General features: G+C 40.6%; 25 protein-coding genes. All 25 read left to right on the top strand.

Features of this window, described 5'->3' with window-relative positions; translation table 11 throughout:
- Nucleotides 1–132: 132 nt before the first annotated feature.
- The 25 genes from I7H67_RS07360 to I7H67_RS07240 all read left to right on the top strand — a co-directional run bounded on the left by I7H67_RS07360 (nt 133) and on the right by I7H67_RS07240 (nt 23,926).
- Nucleotides 133–1,422: a glycosyltransferase family 4 protein gene (locus tag I7H67_RS07360; RefSeq protein WP_198307517.1), complete on the top strand. Its 1,290-nt coding sequence runs from the start codon at nt 133–135 to the stop codon at nt 1,420–1,422.
- A gap of 24 nt (nt 1,423–1,446) precedes the next feature.
- Nucleotides 1,447–1,998 carry a phosphatase PAP2 family protein gene (locus tag I7H67_RS07355; protein ID WP_013198979.1) on the top strand — a complete coding sequence of 184 codons (552 nt, stop codon included), beginning with the start codon at nt 1,447–1,449 and terminating at the stop codon, nt 1,996–1,998.
- Nucleotides 1,999–2,097: 99 nt separating this feature from the next.
- Entirely contained in the window at nt 2,098–2,298 is a 201-nt protein-coding gene (iscX, locus tag I7H67_RS07350) for a Fe-S cluster assembly protein IscX (RefSeq protein WP_004698764.1), read from the top strand.
- Between the two features lie 113 nt (nt 2,299–2,411).
- Nucleotides 2,412–2,843 (top strand): nucleoside-diphosphate kinase, encoded by a 432-nt coding sequence (gene ndk, locus I7H67_RS07345; protein WP_003654870.1) that lies wholly within the window; start codon nt 2,412–2,414, stop codon nt 2,841–2,843.
- 123 nt (nt 2,844–2,966) lie between these two features.
- Nucleotides 2,967–4,202, top strand: coding sequence for a 23S rRNA (adenine(2503)-C(2))-methyltransferase RlmN (gene rlmN, locus I7H67_RS07340; RefSeq protein WP_005302240.1), 1,236 nt, complete (start codon nt 2,967–2,969; stop codon nt 4,200–4,202).
- 15 nt (nt 4,203–4,217) lie between these two features.
- Nucleotides 4,218–5,018, top strand: coding sequence for a type IV pilus biogenesis/stability protein PilW (pilW, locus tag I7H67_RS07335; protein ID WP_198307475.1), 801 nt, complete (start codon nt 4,218–4,220; stop codon nt 5,016–5,018).
- Nucleotides 5,009–5,800 (top strand): helix-turn-helix domain-containing protein, encoded by a 792-nt coding sequence (locus I7H67_RS07330; protein ID WP_005302244.1) that lies wholly within the window; start codon nt 5,009–5,011, stop codon nt 5,798–5,800. Before pilW ends, I7H67_RS07330 begins: the two co-directional genes overlap by 10 nt.
- Before the next feature lie 21 nt (nt 5,801–5,821).
- Nucleotides 5,822–6,937, top strand: coding sequence for a flavodoxin-dependent (E)-4-hydroxy-3-methylbut-2-enyl-diphosphate synthase (ispG, locus tag I7H67_RS07325; RefSeq protein WP_004698760.1), 1,116 nt, complete (start codon nt 5,822–5,824; stop codon nt 6,935–6,937).
- Nucleotides 6,934–8,226, top strand: a complete 1,293-nt coding sequence (gene hisS, locus I7H67_RS07320) for a histidine--tRNA ligase (protein WP_198307474.1) — start codon at nt 6,934–6,936, stop codon at nt 8,224–8,226. The genes ispG and hisS overlap by 4 nt, the downstream gene beginning before the upstream one ends.
- Nucleotides 8,227–8,253: 27 nt before the next feature.
- Nucleotides 8,254–8,952: a YfgM family protein gene (locus I7H67_RS07315; protein WP_004794712.1), complete on the top strand. Its 699-nt coding sequence runs from the start codon at nt 8,254–8,256 to the stop codon at nt 8,950–8,952.
- Nucleotides 8,952–10,097, top strand: coding sequence for an outer membrane protein assembly factor BamB (bamB, locus tag I7H67_RS07310; protein ID WP_198307473.1), 1,146 nt, complete (start codon nt 8,952–8,954; stop codon nt 10,095–10,097). The genes I7H67_RS07315 and bamB overlap by 1 nt, the downstream gene beginning before the upstream one ends.
- A gap of 187 nt (nt 10,098–10,284) precedes the next feature.
- On the top strand, nt 10,285–11,694 hold the full coding sequence (der, locus tag I7H67_RS07305; protein WP_198307472.1) for a ribosome biogenesis GTPase Der: 1,410 nt from the start codon (nt 10,285–10,287) through the stop codon (nt 11,692–11,694).
- 197 nt (nt 11,695–11,891) lie between these two features.
- Nucleotides 11,892–12,506, top strand: a complete 615-nt coding sequence (locus I7H67_RS07300; RefSeq protein ID WP_198307471.1) for a beta-ketoacyl synthase chain length factor — start codon at nt 11,892–11,894, stop codon at nt 12,504–12,506.
- Nucleotides 12,491–13,294 (top strand): lysophospholipid acyltransferase family protein, encoded by an 804-nt coding sequence (locus I7H67_RS07295; RefSeq protein ID WP_104075002.1) that lies wholly within the window; start codon nt 12,491–12,493, stop codon nt 13,292–13,294. The genes I7H67_RS07300 and I7H67_RS07295 overlap by 16 nt, the downstream gene beginning before the upstream one ends.
- Nucleotide 13,295: 1 nt before the next feature.
- On the top strand, nt 13,296–13,556 hold the full coding sequence (locus tag I7H67_RS07290) for a phosphopantetheine-binding protein (protein ID WP_000067033.1): 261 nt from the start codon (nt 13,296–13,298) through the stop codon (nt 13,554–13,556).
- Nucleotides 13,557–13,561: 5 nt separating this feature from the next.
- Nucleotides 13,562–13,816, top strand: coding sequence for an acyl carrier protein (locus tag I7H67_RS07285; protein WP_001987856.1), 255 nt, complete (start codon nt 13,562–13,564; stop codon nt 13,814–13,816).
- Nucleotides 13,813–14,367, top strand: a complete 555-nt coding sequence (locus I7H67_RS07280) for a septation protein IspZ (protein WP_111855481.1) — start codon at nt 13,813–13,815, stop codon at nt 14,365–14,367. Before I7H67_RS07285 ends, I7H67_RS07280 begins: the two co-directional genes overlap by 4 nt.
- Nucleotides 14,368–14,376: 9 nt before the next feature.
- Nucleotides 14,377–16,035: an AMP-binding protein gene (locus I7H67_RS07275; protein ID WP_198307470.1), complete on the top strand. Its 1,659-nt coding sequence runs from the start codon at nt 14,377–14,379 to the stop codon at nt 16,033–16,035.
- Nucleotides 16,036–16,037: 2 nt separating this feature from the next.
- Nucleotides 16,038–16,778, top strand: a complete 741-nt coding sequence (locus tag I7H67_RS07270) for a glycosyltransferase family 2 protein (protein WP_198307469.1) — start codon at nt 16,038–16,040, stop codon at nt 16,776–16,778.
- A 2-nt stretch (nt 16,779–16,780) separates the two neighbouring features.
- Entirely contained in the window at nt 16,781–17,707 is a 927-nt protein-coding gene (locus tag I7H67_RS07265; protein WP_198307468.1) for an acyltransferase, read from the top strand.
- Nucleotide 17,708: 1 nt separating this feature from the next.
- The gene (locus I7H67_RS07260) at nt 17,709–19,244 is read left to right on the top strand and encodes an HAL/PAL/TAL family ammonia-lyase (RefSeq protein ID WP_005302274.1); all 1,536 of its coding nucleotides are present in this window, start codon (nt 17,709–17,711) and stop codon (nt 19,242–19,244) included.
- Between the two features lie 9 nt (nt 19,245–19,253).
- Complete coding sequence (locus I7H67_RS07255) at nt 19,254–19,682, top strand: acyl-CoA thioesterase (RefSeq protein ID WP_003654902.1); 429 nt, start codon at nt 19,254–19,256, stop codon at nt 19,680–19,682.
- The gene (locus tag I7H67_RS07250) at nt 19,682–20,311 is read left to right on the top strand and encodes a LolA family protein (RefSeq protein WP_005302277.1); all 630 of its coding nucleotides are present in this window, start codon (nt 19,682–19,684) and stop codon (nt 20,309–20,311) included. The genes I7H67_RS07255 and I7H67_RS07250 overlap by 1 nt, the downstream gene beginning before the upstream one ends.
- Nucleotides 20,286–22,601 (top strand): MMPL family transporter, encoded by a 2,316-nt coding sequence (locus I7H67_RS07245; protein WP_227602550.1) that lies wholly within the window; start codon nt 20,286–20,288, stop codon nt 22,599–22,601. Before I7H67_RS07250 ends, I7H67_RS07245 begins: the two co-directional genes overlap by 26 nt.
- 29 nt (nt 22,602–22,630) lie before the next feature.
- On the top strand, nt 22,631–23,926 hold the full coding sequence (locus I7H67_RS07240) for an NAD(P)/FAD-dependent oxidoreductase (protein ID WP_198307467.1): 1,296 nt from the start codon (nt 22,631–22,633) through the stop codon (nt 23,924–23,926).

The following is a 23,926-nucleotide window of genomic DNA, read 5'->3' as shown; positions in this document are numbered from 1 at the left end:
CTAGGTCTTAAGAGAAAAGCATGCTGTTATCAGTGTGCTTTTTTTATTTTTCATGTCAGTAAACTGTCACGCATTTATCATCAAAATGTCAAAAAAACTGCTTAATCTTTAAGCATGAAAATAAATACATTGATGGATGGCGCTATGCAAAGCTCATACGCGACAGCACTATTAAAACAACAGCAACTTCCTGAAAGCTTCCAATTCTTTTTTAAACAAAAGCAGCAGCTATCTAATACGCATTCATTGCATGATTTGGTGCGCCCACGTTTAAAAATTGCGATTGTGACGGAAACTTGGCCACCTGAAATTAATGGTGTGGCACTTTCACTCTTACAACTATGCCAAGGTTTACAGAAACAGGGGCATAAGATTTTACTGATTCGTCCAGAGCAAAAGGCAAAATGCCATGACTTTACGCCAGAGCAAGAATGTCTGGTGATGTCGCAGGCGATTCCAAAATATCCGACTTTGCAGTTTGGTTGGCCACAATATTTAAAAGTATCGAAAGCTTTTGAAAAGTTTGTACCGGATGTGGTTCACATTGTGACCGAAGGACCGTTAGGTTTAACTGCCATGCAAGCTGCTAAGGCAAAAGCTATTCCGGTTTCTAGTGGCTTTCATTCGCCATTTCAAGATTTTAGTCGATTCTTCGATTTGGCTTTTTTGGTTAAACCGATTCAAAAATACCTGTGCTGGTTTCACAACAATACTCAAGTAACTTGTGTGCCAAGTAAAGATACACAAGAAGCATTACGCGGTTTTGGCATTACTTGCCCGCTGGTTGTTGTTGGACGCGGCGTAGACACAACGAGATTTACACCAAAGCATCGCTCTGAAAATTTGCGAAAGCAATGGGATGCCGATGAGAATACTCGCGTTATGCTTTATGTGGGGCGTTTGTCGCCAGAAAAAGAAGTGCAAGTGCTCATTGATAGTTATGCCAACTTACAAACTGTTAGGCCCCATAAAACGAAATTAGTTATTGTGGGAGATGGCCCAGATTTTGCTCGTTTAAAGTCACTACCTGAAGCGAAGGGTGTTATCTTTACCGGAAGTTTGAGAGGTCAAGATTTGGCGGTTGCCTATGCGAGTGCCGATGTATTCGTATTTGCGAGTCAAGTTGAAACGTTTGGTAACGTAGTTTTAGAGGCGATGGCAAGCGGTTTGCCAGTTATCGCGTATGATTATGCATGTGCACATCAATATTTAACCCATGGTGTGAATGGCTGGTTAAGCCCACTTGGACAAAAAAGCCACTTTATACAACAAATTTATCAGCTTCCTTCAGTACAACAACTTAGAGAAATGGGCGTACAAGCCTGTCATAAAGTACAGCAAAGCGGTTGGCAACTTCCGGTTCAGCAATTGGAGCAGGCATTTTATCAGGTAGTGAAGGAGCCCTCGGCGGACTTCACCTAAGTATCCTAAAATAGGAGAATGACCATGAAATTTAAGAATGCAAAAATAAAAATACTCGATTTAGATTTGAGAGGCTGTTTATATCTTAACAATTTTTCTCACTCACAGCGTGTTGCCCTTTTCTTCAAAATCATCAGTCGTGTGGGTGATGGTCCATTTTGGTATCTAATGCTGGCAATCGTGTGGGGGATGCAAGGCATCACCTATAGCCTGCAAATCATCTACTTGTTATTAGGTGGTTCTATTGGCACGGCAATCTATAAATTTTTAAAACATAAGACAACACGACCTCGTCCTTATCAAGTGCATCAGGTGATTGTGCTCGGTGAGAGACCACTTGATCATTTTAGCTTTCCATCGGGTCATACACTTCATGCAGTGATGGTGACAATTGTTTTGGGTTATATCCAGCCCGCTTTGCTTGCGGCGATGTTTCCTTTCATGGTGCTTGTAGCATTGTCTCGTATGGTGCTTGGTCTTCATTACCCAAGTGATGTGATTGTGGGTGCGCTTATTGGTGCGGCGGTCGCGGGTATGATTATTTTTATGGCTCCGCTATTGAACATCGCTTTATAAGTATCGGTAATTTTTATCAGCTTAAGCTATCGATTAGGTTTGTGGATTTGCTAAAGTACACAGTTCGTGATTTAGCAGATTAAACAGATAGGAGCCGCTATGGGCTTACGTTGGACAGATACGATTGATATTGCCATTGAATTGTCAGAAGCACATCCAGAAGTTGATCCGCAATGGATTCGTTTTACCGATTTACATGCATGGGTGTGCGCATTACCAGACTTCAGCGATGACCCAAATAAATCGACAGAAGGATTGCTAGAAGGGATTCAAATGGCCTGGATAGACGAAGTTCGCTAAAAACAGTAGAAAAAATCGCAACTTTTACACATTCAAAGCTGATTATTGCCTATGACATCGGTATAATGCGGCAAATTTTTCAATGTTTAAATTTTAAAATAAAGGAGCCACTCATGGCTATTGAACGTACTTTGTCTATCGTAAAACCTGATGCAGTTTCTAAAAACCACATCGGTGATATTTTTGCTCGTTTTGAAAAAGCGGGTTTAAAAATTGTTGCGACTAAAATGAAACACCTTTCTCAAGCTGATGCTGAAGGTTTCTATGCTGAGCATAAAGAACGTGGTTTCTTTGGTGACTTAGTTGCATTCATGACTTCTGGTCCAGTTGTAGTATCTGTTCTTGAAGGCGAAAATGCAGTTCTTGCACACCGTGAAATCTTAGGCGCTACAAACCCTAAAGAAGCTGCTCCTGGTACTATCCGTGCTGACTTTGCTGTAAGCATCGACGAAAACGCTGCTCACGGTTCTGACTCAGTTGCTTCTGCAGAGCGTGAAATTGCTTACTTCTTTGCTGACAACGAGATCTGCCCACGCACTCGTTAATCGAAAGCATTCAAACCAGATAAGTGGTATACTACTTATCTGGTTTTTTTATTCTCTCAAGAGAATATTGTTTGATTCTTGAACAATATCTTCAGTTTTTTGACATGGTTTAGGTAAATACACATGAGTTCTGCAGAGGTCGTTTCATCTGAAAATCTTGATGGACAGCAGCAATCTTCGTCCAAGCTGGTAATTCCTGCTGCCGAAAATAAAGTGAATTTACTCGGCATGTCTCGTACTGAATTAGAAAAATTTTTTGAAGATATTGGCGAGAAAAAGTTTCGTGCCGGTCAGGTCATGAAATGGATACATCAATACTTCATTACTGATTTTGCTGAAATGACCAATATTTCAGGAAAATTGCGTGCGAAGCTTGAACAGATTTGTGAAATCAAAGCTCCTGAAGTGGTTCACCGTCACTATTCAAAAGATGGTACACGTAAGTGGGTTTTTCGTGTGGGCGATGGCGCAGGTTCTTTAGTTGAAACTGTATTAATTCCTGCCGAAGATAAAACAGGCTTGCGTAAGACTTTGTGTATTTCGTCACAAGTCGGGTGCGCATTAGACTGCTCATTTTGTTCAACAGGTAAACAAGGTTTCCAACGTGATTTAACGCCAGATGAAATCATTGGACAGCTTTGGATGGCAAACTATTCTTATATGGAAGAAGTGCCCGTTGCCGAGCGCGAGCGTTCAGTGACCAATGTCGTGATGATGGGTATGGGTGAACCATTGCTCAACTATGATGCCGTATTAAGCTCAATGCAGATTATGCTTGATGACTTTGCTTATGGTATGTCTAAGCGTCGTGTGACTTTATCAACATCAGGTGTTGTACCTAAAATTGATCAGCTTGCAAAAGACATTGATGTTGCTTTAGCAATTTCTTTACATGCACCAAACGATGAATTACGTAATGAATTAGTGCCAATTAATAAAAAATATCCATTGGCTCAGTTGATTGCAGCATGTCAGCGTTATATTGCCAAAGATGGTAATGAAAGTACGCGTAAACATGTGACTATTGAATATGTGATGTTAGAGGGTGTAAATGATCAGCCTGAACATGCACAGCAAATGATTAAATTATTAAAAAACTTACCAAGTAAAATTAATTTAATTCCATTTAACCCGTTCCCGCATGCACCATATGGTCGCTCAAGCCGAAATCGAATTATCTCGTTCCAAAAAACTTTGTCTGATGCTGGATTTGTGTGTACGATTCGTCAAACACGTGGTGATGATATTGATGCTGCATGTGGACAGTTAGTTGGTCAAGTGGCCGATAGAACTCGTCGTGCTGAACAGTGGCAGAAAAAAGTCACACAGCGTCAAGAGATTTTGCGTACACAGGGATAAAATTGAGGGCAGGCTTTGAGTACTCCAAAGTTAAAAACGGTATTATGTATGGGGGTTGCAGTTGCATTTCTGGTAAGTGGTTGCCAGACAACGCATGTGCAAAAGAAAGACCCAGAAAAAGCGGTAAAAGTGCGTACACAACTTGCTGCTGAACATATCCGTTCGGGTGACTTGGATTCAGCAAAGCGAGCTCTTGATCAAGCTTTAAGTGTAGATAGCCGTGATGCAACGGCAAACATGATGATGGGCATTTTACTACAGCAAGAAGGTAGTAAGCCGAACTTAGAAAAAGCAGAACATTACTTTAAACGAGCAATTTCATCTGAACCAGATAATGCTCAAGCACATAATAACTATGGTACGTACTTGTATCAAATGGAACGCTATAATGATGCGATCGAGCAATTTCGTATTGCTGGCACAACATTAGGTTATGACCAACGCTATCAGGCGTTAGAAAATCTAGGGCGTATTTATTTAAAATTGGGTGATGTTGCGAATGCTGAAAAAACATTCAAACAAGCACTCCTTGCTAACCGCGACTCTTATATTTCAATGTTAGAGTTAGCGGAAATTTTTTATTTGCAGCAGCAGATTCCGGCTGCTACACAAATGTATGAGCAATATGTTCATACAGTGGGGCAGAAAAATCAGGGTGCAAGAGCACTTTGGATTGGTGTAAGAGTGGCTCGAGCCAATGCGGATAAAATGGGAATGCAAGTGTTAGTAAACCAGTTACGTGCTTTGTTCCCGGAAAGTCCAGAATATCAACGTTATTTGCAATTACAGTATAGTACTGAGGCCGTATGGAAATAAATCCTAATTCACAGCAGCCAACTGGCTCAAGCTTACCGACTTCTGCTTTAGGAAATATTCAACGTCCTGGTGAGTATTTACGTCAAATTCGAGTTGCTCAGAATAAAGAGTTAGGGCAAGTTTCTTCAGATTTAAACATGCCGGTTAAGACTCTAACCGCTTTAGAGCAAGATGATTACAAGTCATTGCCAGAAGCGACTTTTATCAAGGGCTATTACCGTTCATATGCAAAATATTTAAATACAGATGCGACGGCAATTATTCAGCGCTTTGATGAAATTTATGCAAATGATACCGGGCTTTTACCAAACCATGCCTTAAACAACTCACCGATTAAAATCATGGGTAAACTCCCTGGTTCTAATAGTGACCGTAATAAGAAATGGTTAAAGCGTGCACTTCTTGCAATCGTGGTTATTGCTGTTGTGTCATTGATTGTCATGGGTATTCAAAAATGGACTTCTAAGAAAGAAGATGCTGATTTACCTAAAGTAAATCAATCTAGTGTTGAAGTTTTGCCTATGAAAGGAAATGCCACCTCAACAGTGGGTGATCAATTGGTGCTAAACTTTAACCGTCCAACGTCTGTTCATATTGTTGATGCAACAGGTAAAGTTTTGGCGACAGGCCGTCAGTCATCAACTTTAAACTTAAATGGCGAGTCTCCATTTCAGATTCGTCTTGATGATGCAACTGCGGTGTCATTAAGTTTAAACCAAGAACAGATTTCATTGTCTCCATATACGGTAAACGGTAAAGCTGAATTCCGTTTATCCCGCTAATACCATGAGTTGAGCGATACAATGATAGAGAACCCAATTAAACGTCGACCAACACGCAAAATTCGTGTTGGGTCGGTGTATGTCGGTGGCGATGCACCTATTAGTGTGCAAAGTATGACAAACACTGAAACTTGCGATGTTGATGCAACCGTTGCTCAGATTGAGCGTTGCGTTGATGCAGGTGCTGATATTATGCGTGTTTCGGTCCCATCTATGGAGGCTGCTGAGGCATTTGGTGCAATTCGTAAGCGCGTTTCAGTACCATTGGTTGCCGATATTCATTTTGACCATAGAATTGCTTTGGCAGTTGCAGATTATGGTGCAGACTGTTTGCGTATTAATCCGGGTAATATCGGGTCAGACCAGAAAGTTCGTGAGGTCGTTGCTGCGGCACGTCATCATGGTATTTCAATGCGTATTGGTGTGAATGCGGGTTCTCTAGAAAAAGATTTACAGAAAAAATATGGCGAGCCTACAGGGCAAGCACTTCTTGAATCAGCTTTACGTCACATTGATATTTTAGACCGCCTTGATTTTCATGAGTTTAAAGTTAGCGTAAAAGCCTCAAATGTGTTTTTAACCATGGATGCTTACCGCTTGCTTTCTCAGCAAATTGATAATCCATTGCACCTTGGTGTTACCGAAGCGGGTATTTACCGTACGGGTACTGTGAAATCAGCGATTGCCCTTGGCGGATTATTGATGGAAGGTATTGGCGATACAATGCGTATTTCGCTTGCTGCCGAACCAGAAGATGAAATCAAGATTGGTTTTGATATCTTAAAATCGCTTGGTCTACGCTCTAACGGGATTAACTTTATTGCTTGTCCGAGTTGTTCTCGCCAAGAATTTAACGTTATTCAAGTGATGCAAGCTTTGGAAGAACGTTTAGAAGATATTCGTACTCCAATGGATGTGTCAGTGATTGGTTGTAAGGTAAATGGCCCGGGTGAAGCAAAAGAAGCCGATATCGGGGTTGTTGGGGCTGCGCCTCGCTCACTGGTTTATCGTAATGGTGAGAAAAGCCATTTAATCGATACCGATCAATTGGTTGATGAAATCGAAACAATGGTTCGTCAACGTGTCCAAGAGCTTGAAGAAGCTAAATCTAAAGAAATTATTCGTAGTTCATCATGAGTTCAATTGTCGCAATCAAAGGTTTTAATGACGTCTTGCCAACGCAAACAGTAGCGTGGAGACGTCTTGAGCAACATTTAGCATCGTTAATGGATGCTTATGGTTATCAACAAATTCGTTTACCGATCGTTGAGCAAACGGGCTTGTTTAAACGTGCTATTGGTGATGCCACCGATATTGTTGAAAAAGAAATGTATACCTTTTTCGATAAAGGCAACCCACCAGAGTCATTAACTTTACGTCCGGAAGGTACAGCTGGTTGTGTTCGTGCGTTGGTTGAACATAATTTGTTGCGCGGCGCTACGCCACGTGTGTGGTATATGGGACCTATGTTCCGTTATGAAAAACCACAAAAAGGGCGTTACCGTCAGTTCCACCAGTTTGGTGTAGAAACTTTTGGCGTTGCGACTCCTGACATTGAAGCTGAAGTTATCTTGATGACAGCTCGGTTATGGAAGCGTATGGGCGTTGATCACATGGTTCAACTTGAGTTGAATACTTTAGGTGAAAAAGATGAGCGTACAGAGTATCGTAATGCTTTAGTTGCTTTTTTAAACGAGCACAAAGATGCGTTGGATGAAGACTCACAGCGTCGTTTAACAACGAATCCATTACGCATTTTAGATTCTAAAATTGAATCTACTCAGAAAATTCTGGAAAATGCACCGAAATTATATGACTTTTTAAAAGAAGATAGTTTAAGTCACTTTCAACAGTTGCAAGATTATTTGACTGCTGCAGGCGTTAAATTCGTCATTAATCAAAAATTGGTACGTGGTCTAGATTACTACAATAAAACCGTTTTTGAATGGACAACAACTGCACTTGGTTCGCAAGGTACTGTGTGTGGAGGTGGCCGTTATGATGGTTTAGTTGGTCAGTTAAAAGGTAAGCCAGATCAATCTGTACCTGCCGTTGGCTTTGGTATGGGAATGGAGCGCTTATTGCTTTTAGTTGAGCAAGTTGAAAAAGCTGAAGTTATTCGTGATTGTGAAGTCTTCTTGGTTGCAGAACCTGCTTATCAAACGAATGCTTTGATTTTAGCGGAACAATTACGTGACCAGTTAGAAGCTGCAAATAGCAGTATTCGAATCAAAACAGGTTCACAAGGCAGCATGAAAAGCCAGATGAAAAAAGCTGATCAGGCTGGAGCGATCTTTGCTTTGATTTTAGGGGAACGAGAGTGGGAAGCGCAGCAGTTTGCTATTAAAGAGTTAGCAACAGCTGAACAGTCACAAGTCGCAATTGCTGACCTTGTACCATTTTTAATCCAAAAATTTACAAAATAAACTGAACATCTGGAAAAGGACAATCACATGAGCTTAAGTGATGAAGAACAATTCGACAGCTTAAAGTCGTTCGCCAAAAAATATGGTTCTGCCATGATTAGCGGAATTCTCATTGCGTTGATTGCCTTTTTTGGGTGGACTTACTGGCAAAAAAAGAATCTGGCAACTAGTCAGGTAGAAACTGCAAAAGTACAGCAGTTAATGGATGAGGCAAATGCGAGTGCCGATAATCCGAATGCTTTAAGTTCGGTAACTGCATCAGCAGATAAAATTGTAAAAGATGATATCGACTCTGTTCAGGCCATACAGACTCAGTTTGTATTAGCAAAATTAGCCTATGAAAAACAAGATTATGCTGCTGCTGAAAAAGCCTTAAAGAAAGTTGAAAATTCAAAAGTTAAAGATGAAGGTTTGATTCAAGTTGTAAAATTGCGTTTAGCAGATGCACAATTGGCGCAAAACAAATATGATGAAGCACTAAAAACTCTGTCTGGTAACGTCGATCCTGCATTTAAAGCAACGGTAGAAGAGTTACGTGGCGATATCTTTGTTGCTAAGAAAGATGTTGATTCTGCTAAAAAAGCGTATCAGGCAGCTTGGAATTCGTTACTAGAACGTAAACAAGAGCGACAAATTTTACAAATTAAACTCGAAAGTGTTGGCGTTTTAGTTGAAGATCCACAGATTGAGCGCCCAATTTTGGAAACACAGGTGGAAGAGTCTTAATGAATCAGAAATTCAAACTGCCTTTGGCAATTGCAATCGCATCGGCTGTACTGGTGGGATGTTCTAGTAATAAAGTAAAAGAAGTTAAACCAAATCCTCTACCGAAATTGACCGAGTCGAAAAAGACCTTAACGCCAGTGTTTTCGCGTAGTGTTTCTTCTACTGATAAAGCTGATCCATTACGTTTGCAACTTGATGCAAACGATGGTGTGGTTTTCACGCTTGATCCAAAAGGTGAAGTAGCTGCATACCGTGGTAAACAACGCATTTGGGAAAAGAAAGTCAGCAAATTAGGCTTGAGTTCTGGTGTTGAAGCTGCTGAAGGAATTGTTGTTGTTGGTAATAGTAAAGGTCAACTCTTTGCACTAGATCAAGCGACAGGCGAACAGAAGTGGGCTGCACAGTTATCTGGCGCATTGTTAAGCCCGTCATTGGTTCAATCTGGACGTGTTATTACCATTGCGAATGATGGTACTGTATTTGCACATGATGCTACTTCAGGCCAACAAGTTTGGGCTTATAAGTTACCGAATGTCCAATTTAGTTTACGTGGCCAGGCATCACCAGTTAGCCTTGACCCTCGTACTGTATTAATTGCTTCTGCGAATGCATATGTTTATGCAATTGATACCATTAGTGGTATTCCGCGTTTCCAACGTCGTGTTGCGGTAAGTGAAGGTCGTTCTGATATTCAACGTTTAATTGATATCGATGGTGATCCTACTGTAGCTGGACAGTTTATGGTAACGACCAGTTTCCAAGGTCAAGTGACTGTAACAGATCTTGCTTCTCAACGTGTAGTTTGGAGTGAAGATTCGAGCAGTACTAAACGTCCAGAAGTTTATGACAATAAAGTATTTGTCTCTTCAACAGATGGTAAGTTAACAGCTTACGATTTAGCATCTGGTGAAAAAATCTGGGAAAATGATAGTTTGTTAAACCGTCATTTAAGTAACCCAGTTGTGTTAGGACAAGATCTTGTTGTAGGTGATTTAGATGGCGTATTACATCTTGTTGAACCAACAACAGGTAAGTTAATTGGTCGTTCAAAAACAAGTGGTGAAGTTAACACATTGCGTGTTATCGAGAATCAACTTTATGTTTCGACCCGAAAAGGCGATTTAAGTATTTGGCAGAATCGTTAATTTCGTTCGCTTGTGCTAAAATAAGCGCTTAACAAATTATGCTGTTAAAAATATCGGGGTGTTTGAATTAAATCAGTTCAAAGCCCCGTCTTTTATTATGGTCATCCCTGACCTTAAAATATATCTCCTGTACTGTTTTTAATGCTCATGCCATGAGATATGGCTGGTCTTGAATTAAGGTTATTGTATGAAACCCGTTATTGCGCTCATTGGTCGTCCGAATGTCGGAAAATCAACGTTATTTAACCAGATTACCAAGAGTCGTGATGCACTTGTAGCCGACTTCGCGGGCCTGACTCGTGACCGTAAATATGGTGATGCGACTTATCAGAATAAGTCTTTCATTGTCGTTGATACTGGCGGTATTGGTGAAAATGAGGGCGGTATTGATAACTACATGGCCGAGCAGTCAAAAACAGCAATCAATGAAGCAGATATCATTATTTTTGTGGTTGATGCTCGTGCTGGTTTATTGGCTTCAGATGAGCAAATTGCCCGTGAACTACGTACTTTGGGCAAGAAAATTTATCTTGTTGCGAACAAGGTAGATGGCGTTCATGCAGAAGCGGCTTTGGTTGAATTCTACAAACTTGGTATGGGTGAACCTTTACAAGTTGCTGCCAGCCATGGCCGTGGCGTACAGCAAATGCTTGAAGATGTTCTTGAGAATGTTCCTGAAGACGAAAGTGAAGAAGAACATGACAAAGCAACAGGTTTACGTTTAGCTATTATTGGTCGTCCAAACGTTGGTAAATCTACCTTGGTCAATCGATTACTTGGCGAAGATCGTGTAGTAGCATTTGACCAACCTGGTACAACCCGCGATTCGATTTATATTCCTTTTGAACGTGATGGCCGTCAATACACATTAATTGACACAGCTGGTGTGCGTCGTAAAGGTAAAGTAGAAGAAATGATTGAGAAATTCTCAATTGTGAAAACGCTACAAGCAATTAAAGATGCACATGTGGTTGTTGTAGTTCTCGATGCTCGTGAAGGGGTTGTTGAGCAAGATTTGCATTTAATTGGTTATGCGCTTGAAGCTGGGCGTGCCATGATGATCGCCATTAATAAATGGGATAACATGAGCGAATATGATCGCAAACAATGTAAATTGGATGTTGATCGTCGTTTTGACTTTATTCCATGGGCGAAAGTGCACCTTATTTCAGCATTGCATGGTACGGGTGTAGGGGATATGTACCCAACTATTCACCGTGCTTATGACTCGTCGCATTTAAAAGTTTCACCTGCGAAATTAACCCAAATTTTGAATGATGCTACAGATGCACATCAACCGCCAATGGTGAGTGGAAAACGTATTAAAATGCGTTACGCGCATATGGGTGGACAGAACCCACCAACGATTGTGATCCATGGTAATAAGGTTGATAAGACTCCTGCGGATTATCGTCGTTACTTAGAAAACGTGTTCCGTAAAGTATATAAACTTGAAGGTACACCAGTTCGTATTGACTTTAAAACTTCTGAAAACCCGTTTGAAGGTCGTAAGAGTCAAATTGATGAACGTACTGCTGCGCGTCGTCGTCGCTACATTCAGAAATTTAAAAAAGCAGAGAAAAAATTTAATCGTTAAGCTTTTTAACGTTCAAAAACCCAAAGTTTTCTTTGGGTTTTTTATTGCAAATAAATGAGCACATGCCAAGAGTTATGAAAAAGTGTGAGTATTAAACGTAATTTTTTGTAAATTTTATAACGAATGCTATAATCAGCATCTTTATAAAATAATTTATATTTCGACAGAATAACGCGGCTTAGGGTTCATTTTTTAGCATGGTAACATTACATCTTGCTCAGCTTATATTTACACATGCTCAGCCCTCCTACGCAGCTCTCGACTGCATCCCAGCGATGCAGCGTAGACGGTTATCGCCCTTAGCTAAACTTGCTTTAAATAGCGCGATCGGTGCATTAGATGGTAATAAAGCCGATTATATTGTTTGGGTGTCAAAATATGGTGATGAGGCCAAAACTTTAAATATCTTAAAAGATGTTTTAAATGAACAAACTCCATCGCCTACACAATTTTCAACGTCTGTTCATAATGCAATTTCTGGGCTTTATTCTATTTTATGTCAGGATGATACTCCCTCTACAAGCTTAAGCTGTTCATGGACTGAAAGTTTGATTGAGGCGTATGCACTTTTAAAGTCAATGACTGATATCAAACGGGTCTTAGTCGTTGCTTATGATGAGCCATTACCTAATATTTATGCTGAGGCAGTCGATTTTTCTGCCTATGCAATGGCTACCGTCGTTACTCTAGAGCAACCTAATTTACAAATTACTGCGTGGATGCATACAGATGAAGCAGATGCTCCTGCTTTTGCTCATTTTTGGCAGGATGCTGACCAGTTAACATCTGCATTTGGGTGGAACAAATGCTAAATCTTAAGAACCTCAAGCAAAAAAGTAATTATTGCTGGCGTGTGGCTGCTACTGGTTTTAGTTTTGCCAGTTTTGGGCTGGGTGGTATGGCCATTGCCTCAGTGATTGCACCAGTACTAAATGCGACAACCTCTGATTCTGAAGAGCGTCAGCAGCGTGCACAAAATGTGATTAAACATAGTTTTAAAGGCTTTACCGAAATGATGGTCAAACTTGGCATCATGACTTATTCGGTAGAAGGCTTGGAAAAGCTACAAAATAGTCGTCAAGAGTTGGTGATTGCCAATCATCCGACTTTGATTGATGTTGTAGTACTAATTGGTATGATGCAGCAGGCTAATTGTGTTGTGAAGCAGTCTCTTTGGTCGAACCCATTTACCAAAGGACCCGTACAAAGCGCAGGCTATATTTTAAATGCAGGTTCTCAGCAGTTTGTTGAAGACTGTGTAAAGCGTCTAAAAGAAAACAATGCGGCTTCTCTTTTAATTTTTCCGGAAGGAACGCGCACTGAAAAAGGGATGACCCTCAACGAATTTCAGCGAGGCGCAGCCAATATTGCCATTCGCGCAAATGTACCAATTCGTCCAGTAATTATTACCTGCACACCATCAACATTAACCAAGAATGAAAAATGGTACCACGTACCATCTCAACCATTTCATATCGAGGTCAAGGTTTTAGATGCAGTGCAAGTATCAGATTTGTTAGACGATTTAACAGTAGGACCTAAACAAGTTCGTCAGTTAAGTCGTAGTTTTTATAAAATTTTTGATGAAGAGTTATCTTGAAATGAGCAATCTTGCTGATGAACTAAAGCAAATGATTATTGATGTTTTGGCACTTGAAGATATCACTATTGCGGATATTGATACAGAAGCACCACTATTTGGAGAAGGTTTAGGATTAGACTCGATTGATGCACTTGAGTTGGGACTAGCTTTGAAAAAGCGTTACAACATTCATTTAAATGCAGAGTCGGATGAAACCAAACAGCATTTTAAATCAATCCAGAGTTTGGTTGCTTTAGTTGAAGCACAACAGAAGTCATAAGGAGTGTGATGATGTTATCTCAAGAGCAAGTATTAACTAAACTTCGCGAATGGATGGAAGATTTGTTTGAGATTGAACCAGAGACTGTTCAACTCGATTCGAACCTTTATTCTGATCTTGATGTCGACAGTATTGATGCGGTTGATTTAGTTGTAAAAATTAAAGAGTTAACAGGTAAGCAAGTAAAGCCTGAAGACTTTAAAAATGTGAGAACCGTACTTGATGTTGTGACGGTTATTCAGAACATGACTGCTGAATGAAGTTTATTCTTAAAGGGATAGTTGCAGCACTTTTTGTGCTGTATCCCTTTATTGTGGGTTGGAGTTTGACACATGGTCAATTCATTTGGGTAAGTCTATTACTCATCGGGTTGGGTGTCGTCAGACTTTTTGGTAAAGGTAACTCTTTATTATGGCCTTTAACCGGTTTTGCTATTGTTTGTGGCAGTCTGAGCTTATTGTCACATAATCATGCGTGGTTAAAGTTATATCCAGTCGGTATGAGTTTAGGCGCATTAATTATTTTTTCGCTGACACTCATCAAGCCGCCGTCTATGATTGAGCGCTTTGCCCGACTCGTTGAACCTGATTTACCTGATTCTGGGGTGCAGTGGACCAGACAGGTGACTAAAGTTTGGTGTGTTTTCTTTTTTTGTAATGCACTGATTGCGTTAAGCACTGTGCTTTTTACCTCAACTCAGGTTTGGGTCATTTATAATGGCTTTATTTCTTATGTGCTGATGGGCATTTTGTTCCTTGGTGAATTTATTTTGCGAAAGCGACATCAGCGTTTACATTCTTCAAATCATTAATTAAAAACTATGTATTGCCATTTTCAGAAATTCATCGATTCAGCTCAGCCACTTTGTATAGACGGTGCTCTGCACTCGACCAGTGTTAATTACTTTTGGCAGGATGTGGCCTTACAAGCTGCTGCAATTGCTCAAATGGAAAAACTAACTTGGGCTTTATGGGAAGCGGATAGCTATGAATTTCTGGTTTTATTCTTTGCTGCTTTGCTAGCGAAAAAACAAGTACTTTTACCACCAAATCGAGTACGTGAACTAGAACAAGATTTTGCAGCACAGCAGATTTATTTTTTAAAGCGCCAAAATACTGAAGAAGTTGTTCCTTCATCTTTAACCTTAGACGATGCTTTTTTAGAGCAGGCGCAACTCTATTTTTATACATCAGGTTCAACTGGTGAACCTAAAAAAATTCCAAGGACACTCAAACAATTACTCAACGAAGTCCAAGGGTTAAGTCAAAGCTTTAGTTTTGATGAACATGCAATTGCGATTGCAACGGTTAGTCATCAACATATTTATGGATTACTGTTTAAATTACTGCTACCACTTGCTACTGGTCGAAGTTTTTATGTACCTCAAATGGCATTCCCAGAAGATGTGGTACAAGCTCAAAAAAAGTTAGAAACGTTGAGATTAAGCAATTATTTGATCTCAAGTCCTGCATTATTAAAACGTTGGACAACTGATGTCGTTTTGCAACACTGCCAAATGGTCTTTAGTTCTGGTGGCAAGCTAGAAAGAGGTGTTCGCCCTTTCTTAAATCGTCCGATTATTGAAGTTTTGGGAAGTTCGGAAACGGGTGGTATTGCCCATCGTGCTAAAGATGAAGATGCTTGGATTGCATTTAGTAATGTGGCTATTCGGATTGAAGAGCAACAGCTTATGGTCAAGAGTAATCATGCCTATGAGGATGATTGGATTAGCACAGGTGATGGCGCTGCATGGACAGATGCAACATGTCAGACCTTTAAGTTGATGGGGCGTACAGATCGAATTGTAAAACTTGAAGAAAAGCGCTTGAGTCTAGATGCGATTGAGCAAAGTATTCAGGCTCTAGATGTCGTCAAACACTGTCATGTATTGGTATTTGAACATGAGCAACGTCAAATATTGGGTTGTATTGTTGTTCTGACAGAACAAGCTCGTGAGCAGTTACAACAGCAAGGTAAGTCCGCTTTTGTCAGCCATTTAAAACAACAATTAAAAGACAGCTTGGAAACGATCGCAATTCCTCGTCAATGGCGTTTCCTCAGCCAGTTACCACAAAATACTCAGTCCAAACTCAATAAAAACTATTTGAAAACTCTATTTAAGCCTATGTTACAACCCGTAGTGCTGTCACAGTCTCAAAATTCAGATGACTACATTTGGGAGTTGGAATTTCCACCTGAATTAGCATGTTTTAAAGGGCATTTCCCAACACAACCGATTTATCCTGGGGTTGGGCAAATTGGCTTTTTACAACATTTTGCTAAATCAATTTGGTCTGATTTGAGCTGGTGTCAGGGATATGAGCAGTTAAAATTTCAAAACCTGATTCGTCCGTATGCCATGGTACAACTCAAGCTTGCTCGAAAAGATCACAAGGTGAGTTTTGAACTACGCGATTCAGAACAGATTCTGGCTTCAGGACGACTATTATTTGCTTTGCAAACGGAAGTAGGGGGTTAAAAATGCAGACCAATTACGGTTTTGTTGTTCCGGTTTATAACCATCCACATTATTTAGCAGATTTGATTTCTTATCTGGACAGTTTTGATCTACCGATTGTGTTGGTCAATGATGGAAGTGATGATGCTTGTAGCCAAATTTTAAAAGGATTGGCAGAGCAATATTCTCAAATTCATCTTATTGAACATGAGGTGAATAAGGGTAAGGGACAAGCCGTAATGACTGGTTTACGTGCAGCCTATGAGCTTGGTTTAAGCCATGCATTACAACTCGATTCAGATGGTCAACACTGCTGGGATGACATTCCAAAATTTATCGAGCAGTCTCGGCAGCATCCAGATGCAATGGTAATTGGTCAGCCATACTTTGATGCCTCTATTCCTAAAAAGCGCTTATATGGCCGTTACATTACTCATTTTTGGGTCTGGTTAAATAGTTTGTCTTTTGAAATTAAAGACAGCATGTGCGGGTTTCGCGTGTATCCGCTTGAGAGCACAATAAATGTTTTAAATAGTGCTAAATTTCAGCCACGTATGGGTTTTGATAGTGAAATTTTAGTGCGTTTAAAATGGGAAAATACTCCTTTTATTAATGTACCAACACCTGTGGTTTATCCAGAGCAGGGTATTTCTCATTTTCATGCTTGGCGAGATAACTTAGGGTTAAGTAAAGCGCATGCAACTTTGTTTATGGGCATGCTGATTCGCTTACCGAAGCTATTAAAACAAAAGCTGCAAGGTTAATTATGACAGATTCAGCTTCACCAAAATGGAATGACATTAAAGAGCGAGGTGGCATGTTGCCCCTTATGCTCGTGTTGTGGTTTTACCGTTTTGGTGGACGTTGGTTATGCAAGTTGGTGATGTACTTCGTTATTATGTGGTACTGGTTATTTGCAGCCACAGCAAGACAGGCTTCTTTACTCTATTTACAAAAACTGCATCATTTTGCTGGATCACAATCGCCTTTTAGCCACCAACCAAATTGGACAAATAGCTACGCGCATTTCATACAATTTGGGGAATGTATTTTAGATAAGATTGAGGGCTGGTTGGGTAATATTCCCGAGCAGGAATTACAAGTTTTTGGACATGAAAACTTCTCTCAGCATTATCAAAAAGGTGCTCTGATTATTGTCTCTCACTTTGGTAATATTGAATTGCTTCGAGCCATTAAGTCAGAGCATCCGCAGAAAATTAATGTGCTGGTTTACCAAAAGCACGCGACAAAATTTAATGAGTTTTTGAAAAAACTAAATGATAAGGCGGATGTCTGTCTTTTATCAGTTGATGAGTTAGGTATTGAAACCGCGATGTTGCTGCAAGATAAAATGCAGCAAGGTGAGTGGGTCATTGTGGCGGCAGATCGAGTTCCTGTGCAGTCAGATCGTGTACAGCATGTTGATTTTTTAGGGGAATCAGCAGCTTTCCCACAAGGTGCATGGATTTTAGCAAATTTACTCAAAGTGCCTGTTATTGCGGTGTTTTGCTATCGAGTGCAACAGCAGTTTCAAGTTCATATTCATTCAATTGCTGAGCAGGTGAGTTTACCCCGTGCTCACCGTATTGAAAGTATGCAAACCATCACTAAAACGTACGTTGCCGTACTAGAACAGCATTGTCTGCGTGCCCCTTATCAATGGTTTAATTTTTATAATTTTTGGACGAAATAACATGCGTGTGTTAACCGTAGGTGAACAACCTCTGAGTATTGAAGATGTCGTTTCCGTAGCCAGAGGCGAATGTCAGGTTGCTTTACCAGAAACGTCTGAGTGGCGTGAACTGATTCAAAAAGGTGCTGATTTTCTCGATCAGCTCCTTGAAGAAGAAGGGGTTATCTACGGTGTGACCACGGGTTATGGTGACTCATGTTTGGTTGAAGTACCATTACATCAGGTTAATGAACTACCGCTGCATCTTTCACGCTTTCATGGTTGTGGTTTAGGCGAAAATTTAGATGTCATCACTGCACGTGCAGTAGTCGTGACACGTTTATGTTCATTGGCTCGCGGTTATTCAGGCGTGTCGATCGCTTTGCTGGAACGCTTAGTTTGGTTGCTGAATGAAAATGTAATTCCAGTCATTCCATCTGAAGGTTCAGTCGGGGCAAGCGGAGACTTAACGCCGTTGTCTTACATTGCGGGAACTTTAGTCGGTGAACGTGACGTCTATGTCGATGGGCAAATTGTTCCTATTGCTCAAGTCTATGCTGAAAAAAATATGTTGCCTTTAACGCTTAGACCTAAAGAAGGTTTGGCGCTCATGAACGGCACAGCGGTGATGACGGCGATTGCTTGTTTGAACTATAAAAAAGCAGAGCAAATTGCACTTGCAAGTACTTTAATTACTGCTCTAAATGTATTGGCTTTGGAAGGTAATCCTAGTCATTTTGATGAAGTACTATTTGCACAAAAGCCCCATCCGGGGCAGCAGCAAATTGCCAAGCAATTACGTGACTGGCTGAACAGTGAAGTACAAACAGCACATCAAAGTCCACGCTTGCAAGACCGTTATTCGTTGCGCTGTGCACCACACATCATTGGTGTTTTTGAAGACTCAAAAGTATGGTTACGTCAGTTTATTGAAAATGAACTGAATTCAAGTAACGACAATCCATTGATTGATCCAGTCGGTATGCGTGTGTTGCATGGCGGTCATTTTTACGGTGGACACATTGCACAAGCAATGGATAGCTTAAAAATTATGATTGCCAATATTGCTGACTTGATGGATAGACAGATTGCACAACTAGTCGATCATAAAATGAATCATGGTTTACCACGTAATTTAACGGGTGCAACGGCTGAACGTTTGCCACTGAATCATGGTTTTAAAGCGGTACAAATCGGAGTATCGGCGTGGACGGCTGAAGCCTTAAAAAACACTTTGGCAGCTTCAATTTTTTCACGTTCAACCGAATGTCATAACCAAGACAAAGTTAGCATGGGAACTATTGCTGCGCGTGATGCGAGCCGAGTAATTACCTTAACACAGCAAGTCATTGCAGCGCTGTGCTGTGCAAGTGTGCAGGCGATTCACTTGAAAGGCCTCACCACACAGTTAAGTCCAACATTGCAGGCATTTATGCAATGGACCTTACAAAGCTTTGCATTTGTCGAAGAAGACCGACCATTACAAACCGAATTACAACAGATTGTTGATCGTTTAGACCAACTTGAACTGTTTAATCAACCAGAATTTATGGGATAAGGTGAGCCAATGCATGCAGATGTAATCATTGAAATTCCATTTCATGATGTCGATACCATGAATGTGGTTTGGCATGGACACTATTTAAAATATTTTGAGATTGCGCGCTGTAAATTGCTCGATCAATTTCATTACAACTATATGCAGATGAAAGAATCAGGCTATGCATGGCCTGTGATTGAAAGCCATGTTCGCTATGCATACGGTATTGAGTTTGAACAAAAGATTCGGGTTCGGGCCATTTTAAAAGAATGGGAAAACCGTTTGAAAATTGATTATTTGATTTTTGATGCTGAGTCAGGAAAACGTTTAACCAAGGGTTATACCACACAGGTAGCGGTGAATATTGAAGCTCGTGAAATGTGTTTTCAATCGCCACAGGTTTTGTTTGATCGCTTGAATGCATGGTCTGAGTTTCAACCGAAGAGGAATACGTGATGTCTCAATTCATCAAAACTTTAGGTTTAGGTGCTGCTGTTTGGATGAGCAGTTTAAGTGCGGTCTATGCAGCGCCAACACAGATCACTCAAATTTTTCAGCAATTGTCACAGTCTCCTACGGTTCGTGCTGATTTTGAACAGCAAAAAAAATTGCCATCGTTGAATAAAACTTTTATATCGAACGGCTCTTTGTTGTTCTCAAAATCTTATGGTGTAGCCTGGCAAATCAAACGACCTGTACAAGCAGATTTGATTGTTACCCCAACCAAATTGGTACAGAAAACTCAGCGTACATTTAGCCAAATACAAGTTGATCAATCGCCATATAGTTCGGTCGCGACTTTATTCTTACAACTCATGTCTGGTAATGAACAGGCTTTGGCAAAGAATTTTAATGTGGTAAGTGCGAATTATAGTCCAGCGGGTTGGAGCATGAGCTTAACTCCGAAAAGTAGCTTGTTTAAAAAGTTATTTGTGCGTGTTGATGCTCAAGGACAACAGTACGTCAACCAAATCGTAATTACCGAGAAAGCGAATAATTTAACGACCATTCGCTTTAGTCACCAGACTTCTCAACCGACGACTCTAACGGCTGCTGAGCATGCGATTTTCCAACTGGCAAAATAGGTTCACCGCGCTTTGGTTAATTGCTCTGCTACTGATTGCGGTGGGGCTTGGCGTGACGTGGCTGAATAAAGATATTCATATTCAAACTAATATTTTTGCGTTATTGCCTAAAGTTCAGCAGGACCCAGAACTTGCACGTACTCAGCAGTACATGAATGAGCAACTCAACAATAAAGTATTTGTGGTGGTCGATGCCAAAGATGAAGCTGCGATACAACAAGCGACTCATTTCTTAACAGCGCAGGCCAAGCAAAGCCAGTTGTGGCAACCACTGAAACCACAACTTGATTTTGATCAATTTGCAAAACAGTTGTATCAACATCGAGCAGGTTTGTTGAGTGCTCAAGATCAAGCCTTATTGCAAAAAAAGGATTATGCTGCGCTGACTGAACAAAGTCTGATGCAGATGATGAGTCCAGGCATGCCTGTCACTGCTGAGTCACTTAAGCAAGACCCGCTATTATTGTTCCCTCGTTATGCCATGCAGTTGGTAACCCCGTCGCAACAAGATATTGAAATGGAGCAGGGCTTTGCCACGATTCATCATGAGCAAGGTATCTCTCGGCTTTTCGTATTACAGTTGACGCAAAGCCCATACAATATTGATTACCAAGAACAGACCTCTACTTGGATTGAGCAAACTAAGCAAAAGTTAGCTGCAATGGGATTAAAATCTCATTGGACTGGAACTATTTTATTTTCAAATTTTGGGACGCAATCCGCTAAACAGGAAATATCAACCATTGGTGTTGGCTCGACACTGGGCTTAATTTTTCTGGTTTGGTTCGGCTTTCGCTCACTGCGACCTTTGGCGACCGAGTTTATTGCAGTTTCGACTGGAAGCTTTGTGGCGTTTGCAGTCACACATTGGGTATTTGGTGAAATTCACCTGATGACATTAGTATTTGGTGCAAGTCTGATTGGTGTTTGTGTCGACTTTTCATTTTATTTTATGGCGATGCAATCGCAGCATAGAAAGCTTGGTGGTTTTCAAATTTTAAAACCACTATTACCAAGTTTGTTTATGGGCTTAATGACCACATTAGTTGCTTACATCTTTTTGAGTTTTACTCCATTTCCAGGTTTTAAGCAGATTGCAGTCTTTTCAATTGTAGGATTAACTGCGGCGTGGATCAGTAGTGTTCTACTATTACCAAGATTACCTGCACTCAATGCCCAGCCAGCAATAAAAGCATTGTCGTGGATTGGACAAGCACGGTTATGGTTTCAGCAACGAGCCAAAGTTCGTTATATCTTGATTGCAATCATTTTAGCAGTAGGTACGGCGAGTCTTTTCTATCTTAAAAGTAACGATGATATTCGTAATTTACAAGGTATGGACGTGAGCTTAAAACAGCAAGACCAAGCGGTTCGTGAGCAATTTGGCCAGCAACAAAGTAGTGATTATTTTGTGGTGCGTGCAGCATCGGCAAATGAAATGCAGCAACAAGAGCAGCGACTGATTGGACATTTGCAACAGTTACAGTCACAAGGGAAAATCAGTGCATTTCAAGCTTTGGGACAATGGATTCCACCATTGGCAGAGCAGCAAAATAATCTACAACTATTAAGAAATATTCCAAAAGTGACTTTGCAGCAATATGCACAAAGCATGGGGCTAAATCTTAATGATGTTTTACAGTGGCAACAGCAACTGGTGACACAACCGTTATTAGATTTTTCTGTATTTAAAGATCATCCTTTAGCTTTTTTACAACCTCAAGCCAATGAACGATTAGTCATGGTGACAGGGGTGAAGCAACCTGACGTGTTGAAGCAGCTTCAGAATGAGCACATACATTTCCAGCAACCGATTACCGAAATGTCGCAAATGTTTGCTGAACATCGAGTGCAGGCTCAACATCTTCTGATTTATGCCTTAATTGGTCTGGCGGTTGGTTTAGCGCTTATTTATGGACTAAGTTCGATTGTGCCATTGGTTCTGCCAGTCAGTTTGGCTTTACTGAGCACTTTTGCTATTCAGGCATGGTTAGGTGTCGAGATTAACCTGTTTAGTATTATGGCGACATTCCTGATTATTGGGATTGGTGTCGACTATGCAATTTTCTACCGACATGGACATGATCACCCACAAGTAGTTGGAATGGCATTATTTTTATGTATGATGTCGACCTTACTTGGCTTTGGATTACTTTCATTTAGCCATACTTACGCAATTCATTGTTTTGGTTTAACGGTTTTATTCGGGGTTATTTTCTCGTTTATCTATGCGACTTTGTTAACCCCCGCAGATGAAAAACATATTGTAAATTTACAAGACCATTCATAATTTGAATAAATTAAAAAGGAAGTTGTGCTATGAGCACTATAGAAAAAATTGACGTCGTGATTATTGGGGCTGGGCCATCAGGTAGTTCTGCTGCTGCACTTCTTCGAAAAAAGGGCTATACCGTTACGGTCATTGAAAAACAGCATTTCCCTCGTTTTTCCATTGGTGAGTCATTGTTACCGCAGTCTATGGTGTTTTTAGAAGAGGCTGGTTTATTAGAAACAGTCCGTGAACATGTTGAGCAATACGCTTTTCAATTTAAAAATGGCGCGGCTTTTTTACGCGGCAAACAGCGTAGTTTTTATGACTTTACAGAAAAATTTACGGATGGTCCGGGAACAACTTGGCAAGTTCGCCGTGCAGATTTTGACAATTTGCTAGCAAAACAGGCTCAAGTTTATGGCGCAGATATACGCTTTGGACATGAAGTCTTAGATGTTGATGCTGTATCTGAACAGCCTGTACTTACAGTAATTGATGAAGAACAACAGCGTTATCAGATTCAAACTAAATTCTTGTTAGATGCGAGTGGCTTTGGGCGGATTTTGCCAAAGTTATTAGATTTAGAAAGCCCATCAAATTTTCCGGTACGACGTGCGCTGTTTACCCATATTGAAGATGGTATTACAGATGACCCAGAGTTTGACCGTAATAAAATTTTAATTACTGTCCATGAAAAAGATCACCGTGCATGGTATTGGCTGATTCCATTTGCTGATGGGCGTGCTTCTTTCGGTGTCGTTGCAGAACAAGAATTTTTTGACAAATACACGGTCGAAAATGCTGAAGATAATGAACCAGAAGCAATGTTTAAGCGTATTTTAGCCGATGAACCAAGCTTGTCACATGTCTTGCGCCATGCAACGTTTGATACACCAGTGCGTACTTTGGTGGGCTACTCAGCGAATGTAAAACACTTGGCAGACCGCAACTATGCGCTATTAGGTAATGCGGGTGAGTTTCTTGATCCAGTCTTTTCATCAGGTGTGACGATTGCTCTTAAATCTTCAAGTTTGGCGGTTCCTTTAGTTGAAGGAGTTTTACAAGGTGAGCAAGTCGACTGGTTAGAAGAATATGAAAAACCATTACGCCGCGGCATTCAGGTATTTCGTGCCTATGTTGAGTCATGGTACGAAGGCGAGTTCCAAGATGTGGTGTTCTCGCAAAATCAGAATGAAGGCATTCGCCGTATGATTTCTTCATTATTGGCTGGTTATGCGTGGGATGAAAAAAATCCAATCCATAAAAATGCCAAACGTAGACTCACCACTTTGGCAGAATATTGTCGTGAAGGATTGGCGCAAGAACAGGTACTTGAGGGATAA

The sequence above is a fragment of the Acinetobacter sp. ACIN00229 genome (assembly GCF_016106645.1).
GTDB lineage: Bacteria > Pseudomonadota > Gammaproteobacteria > Pseudomonadales > Moraxellaceae > Acinetobacter > Acinetobacter oleivorans.
The sequence above is the reverse complement of the archived record's forward strand: the minus strand, read 5'-3'. Positions and strand labels throughout refer to the sequence as shown.

Coding starts and splice junctions, on each gene's coding strand:
- I7H67_RS07240 (WP_198307467.1), top strand. CDS start 22,631: ATGAGCACTATAGAAAAAATTGACGTCGTGATTATTGGGGCTGGGCCA.
- I7H67_RS07360 (WP_198307517.1), top strand. CDS start 133: ATGGATGGCGCTATGCAAAGCTCATACGCGACAGCACTATTAAAACAA.
- ndk (WP_003654870.1), top strand. CDS start 2,412: ATGGCTATTGAACGTACTTTGTCTATCGTAAAACCTGATGCAGTTTCT.
- I7H67_RS07260 (WP_005302274.1), top strand. CDS start 17,709: ATGCGTGTGTTAACCGTAGGTGAACAACCTCTGAGTATTGAAGATGTC.
- I7H67_RS07315 (WP_004794712.1), top strand. CDS start 8,254: ATGAGCTTAAGTGATGAAGAACAATTCGACAGCTTAAAGTCGTTCGCC.
- I7H67_RS07330 (WP_005302244.1), top strand. CDS start 5,009: ATGGAAATAAATCCTAATTCACAGCAGCCAACTGGCTCAAGCTTACCG.
- I7H67_RS07290 (WP_000067033.1), top strand. CDS start 13,296: ATGAGCAATCTTGCTGATGAACTAAAGCAAATGATTATTGATGTTTTG.
- I7H67_RS07245 (WP_227602550.1), top strand. CDS start 20,286: ATGCGATTTTCCAACTGGCAAAATAGGTTCACCGCGCTTTGGTTAATT.
- I7H67_RS07300 (WP_198307471.1), top strand. CDS start 11,892: ATGGTAACATTACATCTTGCTCAGCTTATATTTACACATGCTCAGCCC.
- hisS (WP_198307474.1), top strand. CDS start 6,934: ATGAGTTCAATTGTCGCAATCAAAGGTTTTAATGACGTCTTGCCAACG.
- rlmN (WP_005302240.1), top strand. CDS start 2,967: ATGAGTTCTGCAGAGGTCGTTTCATCTGAAAATCTTGATGGACAGCAG.
- I7H67_RS07250 (WP_005302277.1), top strand. CDS start 19,682: ATGTCTCAATTCATCAAAACTTTAGGTTTAGGTGCTGCTGTTTGGATG.
- der (WP_198307472.1), top strand. CDS start 10,285: ATGAAACCCGTTATTGCGCTCATTGGTCGTCCGAATGTCGGAAAATCA.
- I7H67_RS07275 (WP_198307470.1), top strand. CDS start 14,377: ATGTATTGCCATTTTCAGAAATTCATCGATTCAGCTCAGCCACTTTGT.
- iscX (WP_004698764.1), top strand. CDS start 2,098: ATGGGCTTACGTTGGACAGATACGATTGATATTGCCATTGAATTGTCA.
- bamB (WP_198307473.1), top strand. CDS start 8,952: ATGAATCAGAAATTCAAACTGCCTTTGGCAATTGCAATCGCATCGGCT.
- I7H67_RS07355 (WP_013198979.1), top strand. CDS start 1,447: ATGAAATTTAAGAATGCAAAAATAAAAATACTCGATTTAGATTTGAGA.
- I7H67_RS07265 (WP_198307468.1), top strand. CDS start 16,781: ATGACAGATTCAGCTTCACCAAAATGGAATGACATTAAAGAGCGAGGT.
- I7H67_RS07270 (WP_198307469.1), top strand. CDS start 16,038: ATGCAGACCAATTACGGTTTTGTTGTTCCGGTTTATAACCATCCACAT.
- ispG (WP_004698760.1), top strand. CDS start 5,822: ATGATAGAGAACCCAATTAAACGTCGACCAACACGCAAAATTCGTGTT.
- I7H67_RS07255 (WP_003654902.1), top strand. CDS start 19,254: ATGCATGCAGATGTAATCATTGAAATTCCATTTCATGATGTCGATACC.
- I7H67_RS07280 (WP_111855481.1), top strand. CDS start 13,813: ATGAAGTTTATTCTTAAAGGGATAGTTGCAGCACTTTTTGTGCTGTAT.